Raw genomic sequence first — 21,298 nt, 5'->3', positions numbered from 1 at the left:
GGGTGAGGTGTCGCCGACGATTGTCTCGCATGTGGCGGTGTGACGCCGCACACGGTCCCGGACCGGCGCGCCCGGAACGCTCAGCTCTCCGGCAGGTCCTCGGCGAGGGTCATCCAGCTCTCCTCGATCCGCTCCCGCTCGGCGCGCAGATCCTTGAGCTGGGCGTCCAACTCGGCGACCCGGGCGTAGTCGGTGGCGTCTGCCGCCAACTGGTCGAGCAACGTGGTCTCGCGCTGGTCGAGTTTGCCGAGCTGCCGTTCCAGTCGGGTGAGTTCCTTGCGGGCCTGGCGGACCTCGGCGGCGGACATGCCGCTCGCGGTCGGCGCGGTGGGCGCGGCGGCGGTCGGGGTGGCGCCGGGTCGGGTGGCGCCGGCCCGCTCCGCCGTCCGCGCCAGGTACTCGTCCACGCCGCCCGGCAGGTGCACCAGTCGGCCGTCACCGAACATCCCGTACGCGGTGTCGGTGACCCGCTCGATCAGGTAGCGGTCGTGGCTCGCCACGATGATCGTGCCGGGCCACGAGTCGAGCAGGTCCTCCAACGCGGCGAGGGTGTCGGTGTCCAGGTCGTTGGTGGGCTCGTCGAACAGCAGGACGTTGGGCTCACCGGCCAGCAGCCGCAGCATCTGCAACCGACGACGCTCCCCACCGGAGAGGTCGCCGACCGGCGTCCAGAGCCGGCGGTCGTCGAAGCCGAACACCTCGGCGAGCTGGGACGCGGACACCTCGCGGTCGCCGAGCTGGACCCGGCGGGCGACCTCCTCGACGGCTTCGAGCACCCGCAGGTGCCCGGGCAGCTCGGCGAGCTCCTGGGACAGGAACGCGGGCCGCACCGTGGACCCGGTGCCGAGGCGACCACCGTCGGGGCGGGTGATGCCGGCGAGCATCCGCAGCAACGTGGTCTTGCCGGCGCCGTTCGCGCCGAGGATGGCGATCCGGTCGCCGGGGCCGACCAGCCAGGTGACGTCGCGCAGGATCTCCTTCGGGCCGGCGTGCAGCTCGACGTTCTCCAGCTCGTACACCTGCTTGCCGAGCCGGGACACGGCCATGCGTTGCAGCGACATGGTGTCCCGCGCCGGTGGCACGTCGGCGATCAACGCGTTCGCGGCGTCGATCCGGAACTGGGGCTTGGACGTCCGGGCCGGAGGGCCACGGCGCAGCCAGGCGATCTCCTTGCGGAGCAGGTTCTGCCGGCGGGCCTCGGTCGCGGCGGCGACGCGCTCACGCTCGGCGCGGGCCAGGGTCCAGGCGGCGAAGCCGCCCTCGTAGGCGCGGACGGTCTGGTCCGCGACCTCCCAGGTGGTGGTGCAGACCGCGTCGAGGAACCACCGGTCGTGGGTGACCACCACCAGGGCGCCCTTGCGGCCGACCAGGTGCCGGGCCAGCCAGTCGACGCCGCCGACGTCGAGGTGGTTGGTGGGCTCGTCGAGGATGAGCAGGTCGGAGTCGCGCACGAGCAGCGCGGCGAGCGCCACCCGGCGTCGTTCGCCACCGGACATCGGGCCGACCGGCTGGTCGAGGCCCAGGTGCGGCATGCCGAGACCGTCGAGGATGGCCCGCACCCCGGCGTCACCGGCCCACTCGTGCTCGGCGCCCATGCCCTCGTCGAGCCAGGCGGTGCCCAGCACCACGTCCCGGACGGTGGCGTCGGCGGCGAGCGTGAGCTGCTGCGGCAGCCACAGCACGCGCAGGTCGCGACGGTGGGTCACCCGGCCCTCGTCGGGGCCCTCCTGCTTGGTGAGCAGCCGCAGCAGGGTGGACTTGCCGGCGCCGTTGAGGCCGACCACGCCGATCCGGTCGGCGTCGTCCAGGCCGAGCGAGACGTCCGTGAGCAGCCGCCCAGCCGCGCCGTACCCCTTGGACACCCGGTCCAGATTGACGATGTTCGCCACGATCCACCCTTCATGATCAAGGCGTCCGGGTGCCGGCGGGCACCTGGACGCCTGCCCCAAGGGTACGCGGACACCCCGGGCGACCGCGCCGCGCGCCCGTGGGACCGGTCGGACGTGCCGTCAGCCGACGCGGGCGCCGGCGACCGGCCCGTGCGCGACCCGCGCCTCCCGGCACACGTCCGCGGCGGTCAGCTCGGCGGCGATCCGCTCCGCGTCGGCCGCGTCGGCGGCCAGGAACACACAGGTCGGGCCGGAGCCGGAGACGATACCGGTGAGCGCGCCCGCCTCCTCGCCGACCTTCAGGGTGTCGGCCAGCGCCGGGCGCATGGCCAGCGCGGCGTCCTGCAGGTCGTTGCCGAGGGTCCGGGCGAGCACCCGCGGGTCGCGCTGGCGCAGGGCGGCCAGCAGCTCGTCGGTGGGGCCCAGCGGGGCACCGGCGGCACCGGAGTCGCGCAGCCGGTCCAGCTCGCGGTAGGCGACCGGGGTGGAGAGGCCGCCGTCGGCGATCGCCACCACCCAGTGCCAGGTGGTCGGGCGGACCAGCACCGGGCTGATCGCCTCACCCCGGCCGGTGCCCAGCGCGGTGCCACCGTAGATCAAAAACGGCACGTCGGAGCCGAGGTCGGCGGCGATCCCGGCCAGCTCGTCGCGGGACAACCCGGTGCCCCACAGGGCGTCGCAGGCCACCAGCGCGGCGGCCGCGTCGGCGCTACCACCGGCCAGCCCGCCGGCGAGCGGGATCTGCTTGCGCAGGTGCAGCCGGGCGTGCGGCAGCACGCCCGCGTACCCGGCGAGGGCGTGCGCCGCGCGGATCACCAGGTTGGAGTCGTCCAGGGCCAACTCGCCGGTGCCCTCGCCCTCCATGGTCAGGGCGAGCGTGTCGCCCCGACGGGCCGTCAGCTCGTCGTAGATCGAGATGGCGTGGTAGACCGTGTTCAGCTCGTGGTAGCCGTCCCGGCGCAGCGGGCCCACCCCGAGGTGCAGATTGACCTTGGCGGGCACCCGGACCCGCACCGGGCCGACGGCCCCACGTGGCTCGTCGTCGTCCGGTCGCCAGGCCTCGGTCACGGGGTGATGTCCCGCACGCGCAGGCGGATGTCGAACGGCTTGGCCACGATCAGCTCCTCGGCGGAGTCGGCGGCCAGCTCGTACCGGCCGTCGACCAGGTCGTACGCGTACACGTGCACCGGATTCTGCTCGATCCGCCAGTAGTGCGGAACGCCGGCGTCCGCGTAGTCGGCAGGCTTCTCCAACCGATCCCGGCGTCGGGTGCCGGGCGACACGACCTCGACGGCGAGCACGACCTGCTCGGCGTTGACGTAGTGATTCTCGACGACGACCGGCCGACTCAGCAGCAGCACATCGGGCTCAAGTGTGTTGCGGTGGTTGAGCGCGACACCGACGGCGGTGACGGGCTCGAACTCGGCGGGCGCGTGCTGAAACAGCCACATCCAGAGCCGGTTGCCGATGTTCTGATGACCGATGCTCGGGAAAGGGACCACGACAAGCACTCCGTCACCTAGCTCGACGCGGGGGGCGTCGTCGGGCAGGGCCAGCACGTCCTCGATGGTGTGGTTGGCCAGCCGCTGCCGGACAGGATCCGGACTCCACATCCCGTGGGCGGTGGGCTCGATCGGCTGCGCAGTCACTCGTACACCTCCTCGGCGGGCACGGCGTCAGCCTACTTCGCGGCCCGCGTACCGACCGGAGCCGACGCGGCGATGGCGGCGAACTGCTCGACGGTCAGGGACTCTCCCCGAGCGCCGGGGTCGACGCCGGCCGCGGTGAGCGCGGCGGCGGCCCGGTCCGCGCTACCGGCCCAACCGGCGAGCGCGGCACGCAGCGTCTTGCGCCGCTGCGCGAACGCCGCGTCGATGACGGCGAACACCCGTTCCCGGGGTACGTCGGATCGGGGCGGTTCGTGGCAGGTGAAGGCGACCAGGCCGGAGTCGACGTTGGGCACCGGCCAGAACACGTTCGGGGGCACCCGTCCGGCGCTCTTGGCGTGGGCGTACCAGGCGAGTTTGACCGACGGGATTCCGTACACCTTGGAGCCGGGACCGGCGACCAGCCGGTCGGCGACCTCCTTCTGCACCATGACCAGACCGTGCCGCAGGGTGGGCAGCACGGCGAGCAGGTGCAGCACCACGGGCACCGCGACGTTGTAGGGCAGGTTCGCCACCAGCGCGGTCGGCGGTGGGTCGGCCACCGCGGCGGCGTCGAGGCGCAGGGCGTCGGCGCGGTGCACGGTGAGCCGGTCGGCGTCCGCCGCGGCGTGCCGCGCGGCGGTCTCCGGCAGCGCCCCGGCCAGTACCGGGTCGATCTCCACGGCGTGCACGTGCGCGGCGACCGGCAGCAGCCCCAGGGTCAGCGAGCCGAGCCCCGGACCGACCTCCAGTGCCACGTCGTCGGGGGTCAGACCGGCGGCGGTGACGATCCGGCGCACGGTGTTCGGGTCGTGCACGAAGTTCTGGCCCAGCTTCTTGGTGGGCGCGACGCCCAGCCGGGCGGCGAGTTCCCGGATCTCCGCCGGGCCGAGGAGGCCGGTCATGCCGGGAAGCGTAGCGACGGGGTCGGTGCCGACCGTCGGGCCGGGCTCACCACGGGCCGAAGGCCCGGTCGCCGGTGGCGGAGATGGCCGCGCACAGCTCGTCCAGGTCGGTGCCGGTGGTCTGGGCGAGCGCCCGGACGGTGAGCGGGATCAGGTACGAGGCGTTGGGTCGCCCTCGGTGCGGCGTCGGGGTGAGGTACGGGGCGTCGGTCTCCACCAGGATCTGGTCGACGGGGGTGAGCGCGGCTGCCGCACGCAGCGCGGCGGCGCTGCCGAAGGTGACGGTGCCGGCGAAGCTGAGCAGGTAACCACGGCGGACGCACTCGCGGGCGAACTCGGCGTCACCGGAGAAGCAGTGCAGCACCACCCGGTCCGGAGCGCCCTCGTCGTCGAGGATCCGCAGCACGTCGGCGTGGGCGTCCCGGTCGTGGATGACCAACGCCTTGCCGTACCGCTTGGCGATGGCGATGTGCGCCCGGAAGCTCTCCTCCTGCGCGGCACGCCCTTCGTCGCCGGTCCGGAAGAAGTCCATCCCGGTCTCGCCGATCCCCCGGACCCGCTCGCGGGCGGCCAGCGACTCGATCTGCCGCAGCGCCTCGTCGAGGTCGCTCAGCCGGGGTGCCTCGTTCGGGTGCAGGGCGACGGTGGCCAGCACCTCGGGATACCGCTCGGCGGTATCCGCGCCCCACTGGGACGAGGCGACGTCGACGCCCACCTGGACCAGCCGGTCCACCCCGACCTCGGTGGCCAGCTCGATGGCCACCGCGACCGGATCGTCGGCCGGTCCGCCGCCGGGCACACCGGCTTCGCTGACCGTGATGTCCAGGTGGGTGTGGCTGTCCAGCACCGCCCGGGGCAGCGGCTCGGGGGCGGGCGGAAACTCTCCGGCCCGCCGCGCGGCGCGCTCTCGGCGCGATTCAGTGGGCTCGCTCATCAGCGACAGCCTTACACACCGGGCCTGTCCATCTGCCCGCCACCCGACGTTCACCTCGACTACGCCGCGCGACACTACCGTCGCCGGGGAGCGAGCGAACCGGGTCGACAGGGCATCTCGTCGAGGGAGAGGGAGACGGCGGCATGAGCGTCACCCCCCAGACCGGCGGGGCCGCCGGCGAACGTACCGGGCTGCGGGTGGCGTTCGGCGGCGGCGTGTACCCGGCCGAGGAGATCGCCCGGGGCGCCGCGTACGAGCTGTTCAGCGCCGACGAGGTGGCCGGCTTCGAGTGGGCGCCCCGACCCGGCAGCGCGCTGCCGTGGCGTCGGTTCGTGCACGTCAGCGAGGTGACCGCGGTGCACGGGGCCGGCGAGCCGGCCGACGAGCCGGAGCACCCGCTGATGATGCCCGCGCACCGCGAGCGGGGTTGGGCGTACCTGCACCAGCTCAGCCAGCAGCCGGCCGCAGCGGGTGACCCGGTGCTGGCGGCGGCGCGGGCGTCGGCGGTGGTCCGGCGGGGCACCCGGATGGTGAAGGTGCTCTCCGCCCAGCAGCTCGCCGGCTACGTGCGGGGCTGGCTGCCGCACGGGTTCTGCTACCGCGAGTACGACGTGGCGCACCTGCGTACGCCCGCGACGACGACGGTGCTGCGCACCGACGGTGACGTCGGCCGGGACGGGCCGGAGGTGGCGTACGCGCTGCGGTGGCGGGCGTCCGACCCGGGCGACTACGACGTGCCGGTGGGCGAGGCGCACCACGGTCTGACCGCGCTGGCGTCCCGGGACCGGCTCGGTGCGCCGGTGCTGGGCACGGGCTTCGTGCCGAGCAACGGTCAGCTCATCCCGGAGTTCATCACCCGCGACTTCGCCGATCTGCCGATGCCGGCGAACGCCGCCCTGATCGCGTACCCGGCGGAGGGGGTGGAGGTGGTGCTCTACACCTATCAGGCCGAGCAGCGCGGTTGGCTGCGGATGGTGGGCCCGCAGTGGCGGCACCTGCTGGCCGGTGTGCCGGGTCTCTCGCCGGACCAGGAGTACGTGCCGAACGGGGACGCGCCGCGCTCCACCCAGCTGGTGGGTCTCTACGGCGACACCGAGTACGAGGCGGTGGCCGACCTGCCCGGCGGGTTCCGGGTGCTGGCGATGACCCGGGCGGCCCGTTACCCGGTGGACGCGGTGGCCCGCCGGGTCCGGTTCGCCCAGTGGCGGGGCGTGCCCTGCCTGGTGCTGCGGGAGGAGGCCGGGTGGTTGCGGGTACGCCTGCGCTTCCCGAACCCGGAGGCGGTAGTGACGACCGGCGCGCAGTGCCACGAACGGGGCGTCTACGAGGCGTGGGCGCTGGGCACCGAGGTGACCGACGACCAGGTGATGGACACCCGGTACGCGATGTGACGCCGCGCGGCGGCAGAACCGGCTGCCGCCGCGCGTCACACTGTCATCCGGCCAGCCGGGCCAGCTCCTCGTCGACGATCGACGGGTCGAGCTTGCGGAACACCGGCTTCGGCGCCGCCAGCGGCCGGCCCGCCTCGATCGGCACCGACTCCCAGCGCGCGCCGACCGTGTAGTCACCGGTGAGCACCGGGTACGCCGGCCCGCCGTCCAGGTCGTCGACCTGCTCGATGACGGGCATGGGCGCGTGCACACCGGTGCCGCCGAGCAGCTCGTACACCTGCTGCGCGGAATGCGGCAGGAACGGGGTGAGCAGCGTGTTGGCGTCGCTGATCACCTGGAGGGCGACGTGCAGGATGGTGCCCATCCGGGGCTTGTCCGCCTCGCCCTTGAGCTTCCACGGTGCCTGCTCGGAGAGGTACTTGTTGGCCTCGGCGACCACCTTCATGGCCTCACCGATGGCCTGCTTCTGCCGGTGCCGACCGATCAGGTCACCGACCGTGGCGAACCCGGCCCGGGCCACCGCGAGCAGCGCCTCGTCGGCCTCGGTGAGCCCGGCCAGGTCGACCGGCGGGATCGCGCCGAAGTTCTTCGCCGCCATGGAGACGCACCGGTTGACCAGGTTGCCCCAGCCGGCGACCAACTCGTCGTTGTTGCGGCGGAGGAACTCGGCCCAGGTGAAGTCGGTGTCGTTGCTCTCCGGGCCGGCGGCGGCGATGAAGTAGCGCAACGCGTCCGCGTCGTATCGCTCCAGGAAGTCCCGGACGTAGATGACGACCTTGCGGGACGAGGAGAACTTGCGCCCCTCCATGGTCAGGTACTCGCTGGAGACGACCTCGGTGGGCAGGTTGAGCCGACCCAGCTCGCCCGGCTCACCGTCGCGGGAGCCCGCACCGGAGTAGCCGGAGAGCAGCGCCGGCCAGATCACCGAGTGGAAGACGATGTTGTCCTTGCCCATGAAGTAGTAGGACCGGGAGTCTTTGCCCTGCCCGTCGGCGGACCAGAACTTCCGCCACGCCTCCGGGTCGCCGGAGCGGCGGGCCCACTCGATCGAGGCGGACAGGTAGCCGATCACCGCGTCGAACCAGACGTAGATCCGCTTGTCCGACCGGTCCCGCCAGCCGTCCAGCGGGATGGGCACACCCCACTCCAGGTCCCGGGTGATCGCCCGGGGCTGGAGGTCGTCGAGCAGGTTGCGGGAGAACCGCAGCACGTTCGGCCGCCACCCCTCGCGGGTGTCCAGCCACTGCCGCAGCACGTCGGCCAGGGCGGGCAGGTCGAGGAAGAAGTGCTCGGTCTCGACGAACTTCGGCGCCTCGCCGTTGATCCGCGACTTCGGGTTGATCAGGTCGATCGGGTCGAGCTGGTTGCCGCAGTTGTCGCACTGGTCGCCCCGGGCGCTGTCGTACCCGCAGATCGGGCAGGTGCCCTCGATGTACCGGTCGGGCAGGGTGCGCCCGGTGGACGGGGAGATGGCCCCCATCGTGGTCTTCGGCACGATGTAGCCGTTGCGGTACATCCCCTCGAACAACTCCTGCACCACCGCGTAGTGGTTGCGGGTGGTGGTGCGGGTGAACAGGTCGTAGGAGAGGCCCAGGCCGTGCAGGTCCTCGACGATCACCCTGTTGTACCGGTCGGCCAGCTCGCGCGGGGTCACCCCGTCGGCGTCGGCCTGCACCTGGATGGGGGTGCCGTGCTCGTCGGTGCCGGAGACCATGAGCACGTCGTGGCCGGCCATCCGCATGTACCGGGCGAAGACGTCGGAGGGAACGCCGAAACCGGAGACGTGGCCGATGTGGCGGGGGCCGTTGGCGTACGGCCAGGCCACTGCCGCGAGAACGTGACTCATGAGCAGCAAGCCTAGTGACCCGTCCGGGGCGCCCGCGAACCAATGGGGGGTGCCGCGCCAGCGGACCGGGCCGACCACCTCGACCATTGGTCCGATTTGTCGCCGACACGCGGCCGAGCTGCCGGTTCCGACCCCCGGACCGGTGTGCAATGAACATCGTGACTGGCAGACGAGCGGCACGCGACCACGAGGACCGTAGCACCGGGCCGGCGGTCGACGACCCCGTCCCCGATTCGGCACCGCCCCGAAGTGCCGGGGTAGCACCCCAGCCCCGGTTGGTGCCCGGCACCGACCCGGGTTCCACGGCACGGCCCGGCACCGACCCGGGTTCCACGGCACGGCCCGGCACCGACCCGGGTTCCACGGCACGGCCCGGCACCGACCCGGGTTCCACGGCACGGCCCGGCACCGACCCGGGTTCCACGGCACGGCCCGGCACCGACCCGGGTTCCACGGCACGGCCCGGCACCGACCCGGGTTCCACGGCACGGCCCAGCCCCATCCCCCGGCCGAAACCCACCGACCGGACCGGGGCCGACCGGCCGGAGACACAGCAGCGGACCGCGTCGTCCGGACACGCCGCCACTCCCGCCCGGCCCGCGCCGACCGCGCCGACACCCACCCCGGCCCGGCCGACGCCGGCGGCACCAGCACCGAGCCCGGCCCGGCCCGGCCCGCCGGGCCCGACAGTCGACTCGGCGGCCGCCGCCAGCGAGGCCGTCGAGGTGGAGCCGACCACCGGGGCTCCGGTGGACGCGGTGCCGCGTCGCGTGCCCGTCCGACAGCAGGGCCGCCGGCATCGGGGCCGACGGGTGGAGAGCGACGCACCAGACGACGACGTCGCCTCCTGGGCGCCGATCGAGGAGGTGCACTGGGACGGCACCCCGGTCCGCGCGGAACCGGAACCGGACCGGGACCGGGACTCCCGCCCGTCGCGACGCCGGACACCCGGCCGGGCCGCCCCGCCGCCCGACCCGCTGCCCGGCCTCGCCACGCTGGTGGCGCTGAGCCTGGCCGCGGCCTTCTTCGCCTGGGTCAGCGCCGGTCCGTTCTGGCTGGCGGTGGGGCACGCCCGAGCGGGCACCGTGGTGATCGACGGCTGCACCGGCGACGGGCTCACCCAGCGGTGCCGGGGCACGTTCACGGCGCAGGACGGGCGGTTCATCGCGCACGGGGTACGGGTGAGCGGGGTGTCCGACGCCGCGAAGGCGACCGGTACGGCGCTGTCGGCGCGAATGACCGGCCCGGACGCGACGACCGCGTACGCCGACACCGGCTTGGGTCGGCACCTGCGCTGGCTGCCCGGCCTGCTGGTGGTGCTGGGCTGCACCGCCGGCATCGTCAGGTGGACCGGGTCGGCCCGGCTGCCCGGCCGTCGGCACCGCCGCTGGGCGGTGGCCGCCGCCGTCGCCGGCCCCGTGATCATCACAGCCGGTTTCCTGGCCGCCGCCTGGTGAGCGGGTGGCCGCCGAGGGTCAGCTGTGCACGATCGTGTAGACGTCCCGGCGGCGCAGCGCGTACTCGGTGGCGACTTCGGTGATGGCGTCCCGGCGGGACCGGCCGGCGGCCTCCCGCTCGGCGACCGCCGCGCGCAGGGTGTCGTCGTCCGGGCGTTCCGGGGCGGTGACCGGCGCTCCGGCCACCACCACTGTGATCTCTCCGCGCGGGTCTCCCTCGGCGGCCCACCGGGCCAGCTCGCCGAGCGGACGGCGGAGCACCTCCTCGTAGGTCTTGGTGAGTTCGCGGCAGAGCGCGGCCGGTCGGTCCGCGCCGAACGCGTCGGCGAGATCGGCGAGAGCCGCACCGATCCGGTGCGGGGCCTCGAAGAAGACGAGGGTGCGTTCCTCGGCGGCGAGCGCGCGCAGCCGGGACCGGCGGGCACCGGGGGTGCGGGGCAGGAAGCCCTCGAAGCAGAACCGGTCGCAGGGCAGACCGGAGACCGCCAGCGCGGTGGTGACCGCGCTCGGCCCGGGGGCGACGGTGACCGGCGCCCCGGCGTCCAACGCGGCGCGGACCAGCCGGTAGCCGGGATCGGAGACGCTCGGCATCCCCCCGTCGGTGACCAGGGCCACCACGTACCCGCCGAGGATGACCTCGACCAGCTCCGGGGTGCGCCGCTCCTCGTTGCCCTCGAAGTACGAGACGATGCGACCGCCGACGGTGACGTCGAGGTCGCGGGCCAGCCGGGTGAGCCGGCGGGTGTCCTCCGCCGCGACCACGTCGGCGCTGCTCAGGACCTCGCGGAAGCGGGCCGAGGCGTCGGCGGCGTTGCCGAGCGGGGCACCGAGCAGGACCAGGCGCCCAGCTTCGGACATTTCACCCACGGATTCGTCTCCTTCATCGACAGCGAATACCGGTATCAGGGACGACGGGCGCCACCGGACACGTTGGCAGCCTACGATCGCCGGGTGACGAGTGCGTCGACAGCGCAGAGCCCGAGCGCCGAGCCGGCCAAGATGGTCGAGGTGACCGGCGATCCCAGCCCCAGCCAGGAGCCGACGGCACCGAGTGCCGACGGCGGCGGCGTGTCCGCCGTGGTCCGGCGGAGGTTCGCCACCGTCGACACCAAACTGGACCGGTTCTCCTGGCTGGCCACGGCGGTGGTGGTGGCCATCGCGGCCATCCTGCGCTTCGTCGGGCTGTCCAGCCCGAAGGGCAAGATCTTCGACGAGACGTACTACGCCAAGGACGCCTACGGGTTGATCAGCCGGGCCGTCGAGTGGAACTACAAGGACAACGTCCCGTCGTACGTGGTGCACCCGCCGCTGGGCAAGTGGTTGATCGGCCTCGGCGAGTGGGCCTTCGGCTACCAGGACGCCGAGTCGAAGGTCTCCGTCCCGGGCCACCTGATCACCACCGCGCCGGAGTTCGGCTGGCGGTTCTCGGCGGCCGTGATCGGCACCCTGTCGGTGCTGCTGCTGGTGCGCATCGGTCGGCGGATGTTCCACTCGACGGTGCTCGGCTGTGCGGCGGGCCTGCTGCTCGCCCTGGACGGCTTCCATATGGTGCTGTCCCGCGCGGCGCTGCTCGACATCTTCCTGCTCTTCTTCGTGCTGGCGGCGTTCGGGGCGCTGGTGCTCGACCGGGACGCGCGCCGTCGCCGCTGGGCGCGGGCCCTTGACGACGGGCTCGACCCGAGCCGGCCGGGCCGTGCCGGCCGACCGCCGACCGGTTGGCGCACCTGGCCGTGGTGGCGGCTGGCCGCCGGGGTGCTGCTCGGCTGCGCCTGCGCGGTGAAGTGGAGCGCTCTGTATTTCGTCCCGGCCTTCGCGCTGCTGGTGCTCCTCTGGGAGGTCGGCGTCCGCCGTTCGGCGGGGGTCCGCCGGCCCTGGCGGGACACCGTGCTCGACGAGCTGCCCTGGGTGGTGCTCGCCGGTGTGCTCATGGTCGGCACCTACCTGGCCACCTGGACGGGCTGGCTGGTCACCGACGACGGCTACTACCGGCTGGCGTCGTCGACGCAGTACGCGACCGACAAGTTGAGCGACCGCCCGGTGATCGGCCCGCTGATCAACCTCTACGAGTACCACCGCGCGGCGTACGGCTTCCACGCCCAACTGGACGACGCGCACAAGTACCAGTCCTGGCCGTGGCAGTGGCTGCTACTCGGTCGGCCGGTGGCGTTCCACTACGCCAGTGACGGCGCGTGCGGCGCGCCGACCTGCGCCTCTGAGATCCTGCTGCTCGGCACCCCGCTGCTCTGGTGGTCGTTCCTGCCCGCCCTGGTGGCGCTGGCCTGGCTCGGCCTGGCCCGTCGGGACTGGCGGGCCGGGGGGATCCTGCTGACCGTGGCGGCCGGGCTGCTGCCGTGGTTCTGGCTCGCCCTCGACGGCCGGACGATGTTCTCCTTCTACGCCGCCCCGGCGGTGCCGTTCCTGGTGCTGGCCGTGGTGTACGTGTTGGGCGCGCTGATCGCTCCCGCCGGGGGTGACGTGGGTGAGGTGGCGCCTTTGGTGCCCGGCGACCCGAGTTACGAACGTCGGCTGGTGGGCAGCATCGCCGCCGGCGCGTACGTGTTGCTGGTGGGGCTCTGCTTCGCGTACTTCTATCCGATCTTCGTCGGCAAGGTGATCCCGTACTCGGACTGGCTGTCCCGGATGTGGCTCGACGGTCGGTGGATATAAGCACCGACCGGCGACGCGCCGCACAGCGCGACGAAGAAGGGCCCGCACGCCGAAGCGTGCGGGCCCTTCTTGAACAAAGACGCGCGCCCCGATCGCCTGCCACGGGGGAAGCGGGCGATTGGGGCGCGCATGAAGAGCTTAACCACCGCGCACCACCGGCACAACGGGTCGACTTGGGTCAGATTTCCGACGGATGGCGGCCGGACCGACAACCGCCATTCTCCAGTTGACCGAGGGTGACCTGGCGTGGACCCAGCGCGCGGAGGCGCCCGGTCAGGGGTTGTCGCCGATCCGGCCGGCGGTCGAGCGCGACGACCTGGACGCGACCAGGCTGAAGACCCACCGAATCTCGATCTTCGCCACCCGAACGATCATCCAAAGTGGATCTCACTACACTGCGGGCCGTGATCAACTTCAGACGATCGACGGCCGTCCTTCTCGGACTGCTGGCGACCACCGCGCTGGCCGGGCCCACCCCGGCGCGGGCCGACGAGGAGCCGGCGCCCGAACCACCCCGGGTCGAACTGGTACTCGACGTCAGTGGCTCGATGCGCGCCGCCGACATCGACGGGCGCAGCCGGATCTCGGTGGCCCAGCAGGCCTTCAACGAGGTGGTGGACGCGCTGCCGGAGGAGACCCAGCTCGGCATCCGGGTGCTCGGCGCGACCTACCGGGGCAAGGACAAGAAGGTCGGCTGCCAGGACACCCAGCAGATCGTGCCGGTCGGCCCGGTGGACCGGAGCGCGGCCAAGGCGGCGGTGGCGACGCTACGGCCGACCGGGTTCACACCCGTCGGCCTCGCACTGCGCTCCGCCGCACAGGACCTGGGCACCGGAGCCACCACCCGTCGGATCGTGCTGATCACCGACGGCGAGGACACCTGCGCCCCGCCCGACCCGTGCGAGGTGGCCCGCGAGTTGGCCGCCCAGGGCACCAGCCTGGTCGTCGACACCCTCGGCCTGGCCCCCGACGAGAAGGTCCGCCGGCAACTGCTCTGCATCGCCGGCGCGACCGGAGGCACCTACACCGCCGCGCAGAGCGCCGAGGAGCTGACCGGTCGGATCAAGCAGCTCGTCGAGCGGGCCGGTGACACGCACACCCGCGCCCCGACCGTCGTCGGCGGCGCGACCGCCTGCGACTCGGCACCGCTGCTCGCCCCCGGTGTCTACGCCGACCGGGAGGCGTTCTCCGAGCACCGCTACTACCGGGTGCCGGTACGCCCCGGGCAGGAGCTGCGGGCCTCGGTGAGCATCGCGCTGGACCGGCCCGTGAACCGGGACTACGGGGTGCTGCTGCGGGCCACCGCGGCGGACGGACGGGAACTGGTCCGGGGCGCGGACGCCGGCAGCGGACGCGCCGACGTGCTCTCCGCCGGACTGCGCTGGTCGGCCACCGCCGACGACGAGGACGCCACCGAGACCGCGGCGAGTTCCGCGCCGGTCGTCGAACCCACCACCGTCTGCCTGGTGGTGAGCAACTCGTTCGCCCCGCGCCCCGGCACCGCGGCCACCCCCGGCATGCCGGTGGAGTTGACAGTCGACGTGGTCGCCGCCGCGCCCGCTCCGGACGGGCCGGACCTCGGCCGGGGTTGGGTGCTGCTCGCCCTGCTCACCGTCGCCGGGCTGATCACCGGCCTGCTCGCCGGACTGCTCACCCGTTGGTGGGTCGCCACCTGGAGGGAGAACTGATGCGCAGCGCACTGTTCCGGTCGCTGGCGGCGCTCCTCGCCGTCGGTGGGGCCGCCCTGCTCCCGGTCGCCGCCGTCGCCGCTCCGAGCCCTTCGCCGGGAGCCACGCCGGTGAACCGGGCCGGCACGTCGTTCCTCACCGCCACCCCGATCTCCGCCGGCCAACCGGTACGGGTGGACGCCTCGATCGGTGACCACCTCTACTGGGCGTTCTCGGCGAAGGCCGGTCAGGTGCACGAGCTCACCGCGACCGTCACCTTCCCGAAGGGACGCAGCGGCGCCTCCACCTGGACGGTCGACGTCTTCGACGGGCTACGCCGCCGTCAGGCGTGCACCGCCGGGGCGCAGACCCCGACGGTCGACGCGAAGGCGTCGACCGTGACGCTGGGCTGCACGTTGCGCGAGGTGCGGGCGTGGGCGGAGCCCTGGTCGGCCGACCCGCTGCCCGGCACGTACGTCATCCGGCTCTCCGTGATCGACCTGCCCGAGCCGGACCTGGGCGCACCTGTCGACGTGGACCTGCTGGTCGGCACGGTGGCCGACCGGGGCACGTCGGCCGACGACGGTGAGTTGGCCGCACCGCTGGTGCCGAACACCAAGGCGGGCACGGTGCTCAACGCCGTACCCGTGGCGGATCCGGAGGCCGACGACGACAGCGACCCGCTCACCGACTGGTTGCCGGACCTCGGGTCGCGCTGGGTCTGGACCGGCGTCGGCGGCGTGCTCGCCGCGGTGGCCGGCGTGGTCGGTTTCGCGATGACCAGGCGGCCCCGGCGTCGCTGAAAGCAGCTCGGGTCGCTGGTGGCCCCGCCGAGGCGGGGCCACCAGCGGTCAGGCGCGCCGGGAACCGCGTGGCAACCAGCCGATGAACCGGTCCTGGAGCGACATGACCGGGGCGGTCCGCAGGTCCTCCGTGGCGGCGGCGAGGCACGAGCCCAGGTAGACGCTGAGCATCGCCCGGTCACCCCCGTACTCCGCCAGCAGGCGGCTACGCTTCGTCGCGCAGGGCCACTCGTCACCGCAGGAGCCGCAGCTCCAGCAGGGGGTTTTCGGGGCGTGATCGTCCACCTGCACCCCCGGCCGTTCAGCACCATCGGTCATCGCACGTCCTTCTTCCAGATGTCCACGGGACTGGGCGGCTGCCGTGCCCGGCCAGTTGTTGATGGTGGTCCCCCCGGAGCCATCAGAGAGGGCGCTACACGTCCCTCCGGTGTTACATCTTTGCGGTAGCTTCTCCGGTCATGGGAGTCGGAAAGTTGACGCTTGACCGCATGGTCCAGCACTACCAATCAGTAGGCCGACACCGTGCGTGACATTTTTCCCGCGACAGTCGCCGTGGCGGTCGCCGGATCGGACGACTGGCTCGGCGCACTGCTCCCCGCCGAGCAGGCATGCCTCGGCGAACGGGCGGTGGAGACCCGTCGGCGGGACTTCGCCGCCGGCCGGTCTTGCGCCCGCCGGGCCATGACCGATCTCGGCCTGCCGCCGACGGCCGTGCCGGCCGCCCCCGACCGCTCGCCCGTCTGGCCCGCCGGGGTGGTCGGCACCATCACCCACACCACCGGCTACTGCGCCGCCGCGGCGGCGCACACCACCGACGTCCGGTCCGTCGGCATGGACGCCGAGCAACACCACGAGATCAATCCGGGTGTACGCCGAATGGTGCTGCTGCCCGAGGAGGAAGCCCTCTGCGCTGGGCTGCCCGGTGGCACGTCCTGGCCGGTCGTCGTGTTCAGCGCCAAGGAGACCGTCTACAAGGTCTGGTATCCGGTCGTGGGGACGTGGTTGGGCTTCTTCGACGCCCACCTCGACATCGACCCGGACGCGGGCACCTTCACCGCCCGGATCGCACCGGCCCGCCTCGACGAGGCGTCGGTCGAGGATCCGCCGGCCACCGTCACCGGCCGGTTCGTCGTCGCCGACGGGCTCGTTCGCACCGCCGCCGTGCTGCCGCGGCGCTGATCCGGCAGCGGCCACAGTGGCCGGAAACGATCGGCTGACGGCCGTCCAGGTTGTCCGGAGGGACGCGACACCGGCCGTGGGACGGGCTCCGGCGCGGCGATCGGGCAATTCGGCACGCACGGTAGCGTCGGCGGGTTCCCCGAACCACACGTACCGAGGCGTCAAGGAGTACGGTGACCCACCCCCAGCCCTCCGCCGGGCCGCAGGACCCCCAACAGCCGAACCAGGAGCCGCCGACGCAGCCGTCCCCGACGACACCGCCGCAGCCGGCCGACCCGGCGGGTCCGCAGACACCGCCGCCCAGTCCGTGGTCGGCGGCGGGGAGCGCGTCGCAGCCGCCGTTCTCGGGTGCCGCGTACCCGGTGGCGGGCGGACCCGGCTATCCGCTCGCCGCACCCCCGACGGTGCCGGCGCAGGGGTCCAACAAGAAGACCGTGGTGGTCGTCGCGGTCACCGCCGCCGTACTCACCCTGCTCGTCTGCGCCGGCGGCATCGTGGCCGTCGTCATCGGCGCCAACCGAGTCGCGCCCAGGGTGACCGAGGCGGGCCCCACCCCCGGGGTGACCCGGCGCGCGATCCAGCCGCCCGCCGACGCCCCCTCGTCTGCGCTGCCGAGCGGCGACACCCGCAACATGTCGCCCGGCGACACCCTCGTCGTCGACGGCGACGAGGGCACCATCGAGATCACCGTGACGAGGTTCAGCACCGCCACCAAGCCCTGCACGGCCTACGGCCTCAAGCCCGACGAGGGCATGTACGTGATCGCCGACGTGACGCTCACCGTCACCAAGGGCACCGCCTCGGCGAATCCTCTCTTCTTCAACTGGGTCGCCGCCGACGGCAGCGAGGCCAACGCGATCGCCGGGGCCTTCTCCGGCTGCGGCAAGCCGATGCCGTCCGCCGAGGAGCTGCCCGCCGGCACCAGGCGCACCGGCAGTGTCGTGTTCGACGTACACGACACCTCGGGAGTGCTGGAGTACCAGCCCATGTTCGAGACCGCGGGCTCCTGGAGGCCGTGATCCGCTGACGCGGCGTGGGGCCGACCCGGACGGGCCGGCCCCACGCTGTCGCGAGACTCGGTGGGTCAGCAGCCCGTCCAGCGCACCGGAGTCACCCGGTCGGCGTAGACGTTGCGGAATCCGACGATGGTGCCGGTGTCGGAGATGGACCGGGCACCGACGCCCACCCCTTCGCCGCCGCCCGGCAGGACCCGGGAGGTGGCCCCCCGGCCAACGCGGTCACCACCCACGACGACCCCCTTGGCGTTGATGTCCGTCACCGACGGGATCTCCTGGTCGAGCAAGGTGTGCGAGCCGTTCCGGAGGTCCCATCGCACCTTCGTCGCGCTGGTGCCACCAAGCCAGACCAGGCCGGTCGCCCAGCGACCCGCAACCGCGGAGACCGTGGTGGACCCGCCACCCGGGACCCCGAGCGACTCGATCCGGCCGTTCGGCCGGCGGACCCAGCCGGTCCAGTCGCCGAAGGGCCCGGCGTGCCCGACGATGGTTCCGTTCGGCGTGATCCCGATCGGTTGGGCGTTGGCCGGAGCCTTGAGCACCTCGACGGTGCCCGGACGGGCGGCCGGCCAGCGCAGCCCGACGAACTCCCCGGGAACGATGTCCGAGCCGTAGCCGACGATGTCGCCCGCGTCGTTGATGGCGGTGACGAAGATGCCGGTGGACGGCAGCACCGGCAACTGCTCGAGCTTGCCGTCGCGGTAGATCCACGGCTGCCCGATGCCGGCTCCCACCGCCGAGCCGTTGCCGATCACGACGCCGTCGGCGTTGACGTCGACCGGCTGAGCCATGCCCGGCACCTCGACCTCGGTGACCTGCTGCCCGTCCCAGAACAGCAGCAGGTACTGGTTGTCGACCTCACCGACCCGCAGAGCCGTGCCGGCGACGTAACGACCCGTCGGGTCGATGGCGTACGCGTCGGCCCGGTAGGTGTCGGCCGGGTACGGCAGCGTGCTGATCGTGCAGGTACGCGGGGCCGCGCCGCCGGGCGCGGCGCTCGCCGTCGCGGAGACGGCGACGCCGAGAGAGGTGGCCAGCAGAGCGGTGGCGGCGGTGCCGGCGAGCATCCTGCGTCGAGTGCTTCGAATCATCCTTACTCCCCGTGTCGGCCCGGGCGCTCCCGGGCGTCGGTCGATACGGGAATCACCCGCGAGCGGACCTCGCGGTTGCGGCATGTCGGGGAAGGGACAGAAGCGGACCTACCTCGCCCAGGTCTCGGCGGTGGTGGTGACCGCCTGGCCGGTGCGGACGGATTCCCCGATGGCGAGGCTGATCAGGTGGTCCTGGCAGGCTTCGGCGAGCGGATACGGCGCGGGGCCTTCCTCCCTCGCCCACGCACCGGCGCGAACGACGATGTCGGCGACCGCGATGTCGTCGTCGGACATTCCACTGCCGACGAACGGGTTGCGGTAGACCACGTCGCCGTCGAAGCTGATGTGCTTCAGGTCGAGCCCTTCCAGGTTGAGGTCGAGGCCGGTCTGACGTCGGACCAGCGACGACTCCACCGGTGTGGTCGGATCGACCAGGCGGACGACCCGGTCGTCGACCAACTCGCCGAGCGACCCCCGCACCACCAGCCGCCGCCCACGCAGCGGGTTCCACCACTGGTTGTCGGTGAAGTCGTAGAGACCCATCCGCCCACCGAAATCGATCGTCGCCAGGGTGGTGGAGAGCTGCCGCGGGGTGTCGTCACCGCTCCAGCCGGACGGCGACAGGGGGTCGGCGAGCGGCGCGACGAAGGCGCGGGCGCTCACCTCGGCGGCGTCGAAACCGACACCGAGCAGACCACGGATCAGCGAGACCGCGTGGTAGAGATGCGTCGAGGAGATCTGCACGGAGGTCGGTTCGCCGAGCACCCCGGCACGGACCAGCGCCAGCCGGGCCGCGTGCCCGGGCATCAGCAGGTACTGCTCGGCGACCTGCACCAGGTCACTGCCGCCGACATCGGCCCAGAGCGCGCGCAGCCCCGCCAGATCCGGCGCGGGCGGCGTCTCGGCGAGCACCGGTACGCGGGCCGCGACCAACTCCCGGGTCACGTCCGGGGTCGCGGACCAGGGCACCGACACGATGACGAAGTCCGGTCGCTCGTGGGCGAGCAGTTCGGCAGTCGTGCGGAAGGTCGGTACGTCCCACGCGGCGGTGACCGCGGCACCACGCGACTCGGTGCGCGTTACCACCCCGGTCACCCGCAGCCGCTCCGGCAGGAGCCGCGCCAGACGGAGGAAGAACTCACCCCGCCAGCCACTGCCGACGATGCCGAACCGGGTCTGGGTGGCGGAATCCATGTGTGCACTCCTCACGTCGAGATCCGGATGCTAGCCGCTCCGAGGGCTACGCCTCTCGCTACGGTGGTGCCCGTGACGCCGATCCGTTCCGCGTGCTGCCCGTCGAGGTGGCCGCGCGGCGACCGCCGCTGGACTACTACCTGGTGCTGCCCCGGCGCTGGCGCACCGAGTCGACGGACGTCGTCGCGGAGGGGATCGTCGTCGAGGAGTTCACCCGCCGCCACGACTTCTCCACAGCGGGTCTGGGCAGCGCGGGGTGGTCGCCGGAGGCCGGCGGGCCGGGCCCGTTCCCAAGTTGATCCACACTGACTAGCCTCGATCCCGTGCAGATCGGCGTGAACGTACCGAACTTCGCCCCCGGCACGGATCCCGACGTGCTGCGACAGTGGGCCCAGACGGTCGAGGGTCTCGGCTTCGACCTGCTGATGGTCTCCGACCACATCGTGGTGACCCCGGACGTGGCCGAGCAGTATCCTGCGCCGTTCTACGAACCGTTCACCACGCTGTCCTGGCTGGCCGGGGTGACCCGACGGGTCCGGCTCGGCACCACAGTGCTGATCGTCCCCTACCGGCATCCGCTGCTCACCGCCCGGATGGCGGCCAACCTCAACCGTCTCAGCGGGGGTCGGCTCGTCCTCGGCGTCGGCGTCGGTTGGGCCCGGCAGGAGTTCGAGGCGCTCGGAGTCCCGTACCACCGGCGCGGCGCCCTCACCGACGAACACCTACAAGCCATGCGCGACGCCTGGCGCGACAGCGACGACTACGACACCGAACCCATCCCCCTCTGGGTCGGCGGCAACAGCGACGCCGGCATCCGTCGAGCCGTACGACTCGGGGACGCCTGGCACCCACTGCGCCTCACCCCGGACGCACTGGCTGACGCCGCCGGACGCCTCGACGCCGTCGCCGCCGACATGGGCCTGCCCAGGCCCGCGTTGGTGCCGCGCATCGCCCTTCGGGAAACCCGCGAGCCGGTCACCGACCCGGGGCGGCTCGCCGGTGTCGGCGCCATCGAGCAGATCCTCGCCGACCTCGACCGGATCCGGCTGCTCGGCGCGGGGACGGTGGTGCTCGACCCGTTCAACGGAGACCTGACCGAGATCCGCCAGCCCGAACGCGCCTGGCGAACCCTCGCGGCCGTGGCCGCGTACGCCAAGACCCAGGAGGACCGATGACGCCCGACGACGAACGACTTCTCCGCCGTGCCGTGCAGATCGCCGGCGAGGCCGGCGCATCCGGCGAACGGCCGTTCGGCTCGCTGCTCGCCGCCGCGGACGGAACCGTCCTGATCGAGGACCACAACACGGTGGTCTCCGACTCGGACATCACCGCCCACCCGGAACTGAAGCTGGCCCGGTGGGCCGCCCGGGAACTCGCCCCGGACGTGGCCGCCGACACCACCATGTACACCAGTTGCCAGCCCTGCCCGATGTGCGCGACCGCCATCGACCGCTCCGGCCTCGGCCGGGTGGTCTACGCCCTGTCCTCGGAGCAGTTCGAGGAGGTCAAGCCGGCCACCCCTGCCCTGCCCCCGGTGCGCTACGAGGGGCCGGCACTCTTCGACGAGGCCCGCCGCCCGATTGACGACCACTACTGACCGATCGAGGCAGCAG

20 protein-coding genes are annotated in these 21,298 nt (G+C 72.8%); 10 read left to right on the top strand and 10 right to left on the bottom strand.

Annotation, left to right across the window (positions count from 1 at the left end; translation table 11 throughout):
* Positions 1–80 precede the first annotated feature (80 nt).
* The 5 genes from O7616_RS08660 to O7616_RS08640 form a co-directional block, all read right to left on the bottom strand.
* The gene (locus O7616_RS08660; RefSeq protein WP_282306342.1) at positions 81–1,889 is read right to left on the bottom strand and encodes an ABC-F family ATP-binding cassette domain-containing protein; all 1,809 of its coding nucleotides are present in this window, start codon (positions 1,887–1,889) and stop codon (positions 81–83) included.
* Positions 1,890–2,009: 120 nt separating this feature from the next.
* Positions 2,010–2,957, bottom strand: coding sequence for a 4-(cytidine 5'-diphospho)-2-C-methyl-D-erythritol kinase (locus O7616_RS08655; RefSeq protein WP_282306341.1), 948 nt, complete (start codon positions 2,955–2,957; stop codon positions 2,010–2,012).
* Complete coding sequence (locus tag O7616_RS08650; RefSeq protein ID WP_282306340.1) at positions 2,954–3,538, bottom strand: Uma2 family endonuclease; 585 nt, start codon at positions 3,536–3,538, stop codon at positions 2,954–2,956. Before O7616_RS08650 ends, O7616_RS08655 begins: the two co-directional genes overlap by 4 nt.
* A 32-nt stretch (positions 3,539–3,570) precedes the next feature.
* Entirely contained in the window at positions 3,571–4,440 is an 870-nt protein-coding gene (rsmA, locus tag O7616_RS08645; protein ID WP_282306339.1) for a 16S rRNA (adenine(1518)-N(6)/adenine(1519)-N(6))-dimethyltransferase RsmA, read from the bottom strand.
* 46 nt (positions 4,441–4,486) lie between these two features.
* Positions 4,487–5,374, bottom strand: coding sequence for a TatD family hydrolase (locus O7616_RS08640; protein ID WP_282306338.1), 888 nt, complete (start codon positions 5,372–5,374; stop codon positions 4,487–4,489).
* A 143-nt stretch (positions 5,375–5,517) separates the two neighbouring features.
* Here O7616_RS08640 and O7616_RS08635 point away from each other — a divergent pair, with 143 nt between their 5' ends.
* Complete coding sequence (locus tag O7616_RS08635; RefSeq protein WP_282306337.1) at positions 5,518–6,765, top strand: hypothetical protein; 1,248 nt, start codon at positions 5,518–5,520, stop codon at positions 6,763–6,765.
* Positions 6,766–6,808: 43 nt separating this feature from the next.
* Here O7616_RS08635 and metG read toward each other — a convergent pair whose 3' ends face one another.
* Positions 6,809–8,611, bottom strand: a complete 1,803-nt coding sequence (metG, locus tag O7616_RS08630) for a methionine--tRNA ligase (protein ID WP_282306336.1) — start codon at positions 8,609–8,611, stop codon at positions 6,809–6,811.
* A 158-nt stretch (positions 8,612–8,769) separates the two neighbouring features.
* On the opposite strand from metG, the gene O7616_RS08625 reads away from it, so the two are divergent.
* Positions 8,770–10,068, top strand: a complete 1,299-nt coding sequence (locus O7616_RS08625) for a hypothetical protein (RefSeq protein ID WP_282306335.1) — start codon at positions 8,770–8,772, stop codon at positions 10,066–10,068.
* 18 nt (positions 10,069–10,086) lie between these two features.
* On the opposite strand, the gene rsmI is transcribed toward O7616_RS08625, so the two are convergent.
* Positions 10,087–10,935, bottom strand: a complete 849-nt coding sequence (gene rsmI / locus O7616_RS08620; RefSeq protein WP_282262707.1) for a 16S rRNA (cytidine(1402)-2'-O)-methyltransferase — start codon at positions 10,933–10,935, stop codon at positions 10,087–10,089.
* 132 nt (positions 10,936–11,067) lie between these two features.
* On the opposite strand from rsmI, the gene O7616_RS08615 reads away from it, so the two are divergent.
* From O7616_RS08615 to O7616_RS08605, 3 genes are all read left to right on the top strand, one after another.
* Positions 11,068–12,735, top strand: a complete 1,668-nt coding sequence (locus O7616_RS08615) for a phospholipid carrier-dependent glycosyltransferase (RefSeq protein ID WP_282307563.1) — start codon at positions 11,068–11,070, stop codon at positions 12,733–12,735.
* A gap of 404 nt (positions 12,736–13,139) precedes the next feature.
* Entirely contained in the window at positions 13,140–14,423 is a 1,284-nt protein-coding gene (locus O7616_RS08610) for a VWA domain-containing protein (protein ID WP_282306334.1), read from the top strand.
* A complete protein-coding gene (locus tag O7616_RS08605) occupies positions 14,423–15,205 on the top strand; it encodes a peptidase (RefSeq protein ID WP_282306333.1) in 783 nt (260 codons plus the stop codon). The genes O7616_RS08610 and O7616_RS08605 overlap by 1 nt, the downstream gene beginning before the upstream one ends.
* 48 nt (positions 15,206–15,253) lie before the next feature.
* On the opposite strand, the gene O7616_RS08600 is transcribed toward O7616_RS08605, so the two are convergent.
* Positions 15,254–15,523, bottom strand: a complete 270-nt coding sequence (locus O7616_RS08600) for a hypothetical protein (RefSeq protein WP_282262713.1) — start codon at positions 15,521–15,523, stop codon at positions 15,254–15,256.
* Positions 15,524–15,727: 204 nt separating this feature from the next.
* Here O7616_RS08600 and O7616_RS08595 point away from each other — a divergent pair, with 204 nt between their 5' ends.
* Positions 15,728–16,384, top strand: a complete 657-nt coding sequence (locus O7616_RS08595) for a 4'-phosphopantetheinyl transferase superfamily protein (RefSeq protein ID WP_282306332.1) — start codon at positions 15,728–15,730, stop codon at positions 16,382–16,384.
* A gap of 173 nt (positions 16,385–16,557) precedes the next feature.
* Positions 16,558–17,403: a hypothetical protein gene (locus O7616_RS08590; protein WP_282306331.1), complete on the top strand. Its 846-nt coding sequence runs from the start codon at positions 16,558–16,560 to the stop codon at positions 17,401–17,403.
* Positions 17,404–17,468: 65 nt separating this feature from the next.
* Here the strand turns inward: O7616_RS08590 and O7616_RS08585 are convergent, their stop codons facing one another.
* Together O7616_RS08585 and O7616_RS08580 are read right to left on the bottom strand one after the other, a co-directional pair.
* Entirely contained in the window at positions 17,469–18,491 is a 1,023-nt protein-coding gene (locus O7616_RS08585; protein WP_282306330.1) for a hypothetical protein, read from the bottom strand.
* 108 nt (positions 18,492–18,599) lie between these two features.
* Positions 18,600–19,685 (bottom strand): Gfo/Idh/MocA family oxidoreductase, encoded by a 1,086-nt coding sequence (locus tag O7616_RS08580; RefSeq protein WP_282306329.1) that lies wholly within the window; start codon positions 19,683–19,685, stop codon positions 18,600–18,602.
* 92 nt (positions 19,686–19,777) lie between these two features.
* Here O7616_RS08580 and O7616_RS08575 point away from each other — a divergent pair, with 92 nt between their 5' ends.
* The 3 genes from O7616_RS08575 to O7616_RS08565 are packed head-to-tail and all read left to right on the top strand — an operon-like array spanning position 19,778 to position 21,282.
* Positions 19,778–19,984 (top strand): hypothetical protein, encoded by a 207-nt coding sequence (locus tag O7616_RS08575; RefSeq protein WP_282306328.1) that lies wholly within the window; start codon positions 19,778–19,780, stop codon positions 19,982–19,984.
* Positions 19,985–20,008: 24 nt separating this feature from the next.
* Positions 20,009–20,860 (top strand): LLM class flavin-dependent oxidoreductase, encoded by an 852-nt coding sequence (locus tag O7616_RS08570; RefSeq protein WP_282306327.1) that lies wholly within the window; start codon positions 20,009–20,011, stop codon positions 20,858–20,860.
* Positions 20,857–21,282 (top strand): nucleoside deaminase, encoded by a 426-nt coding sequence (locus tag O7616_RS08565; protein ID WP_282306326.1) that lies wholly within the window; start codon positions 20,857–20,859, stop codon positions 21,280–21,282. The genes O7616_RS08570 and O7616_RS08565 overlap by 4 nt, the downstream gene beginning before the upstream one ends.
* The last annotated feature ends 16 nt before the right edge of the window (positions 21,283–21,298 follow it).

Origin of the sequence: Micromonospora sp. WMMD964 (assembly GCF_029581455.1) — a bacterium.
In the GTDB taxonomy this organism is placed as follows: Bacteria; Actinomycetota; Actinomycetes; order Mycobacteriales; family Micromonosporaceae; genus Micromonospora.
The sequence above is the reverse complement of the archived record's forward strand: the minus strand, read 5'-3'. Positions and strand labels throughout refer to the sequence as shown.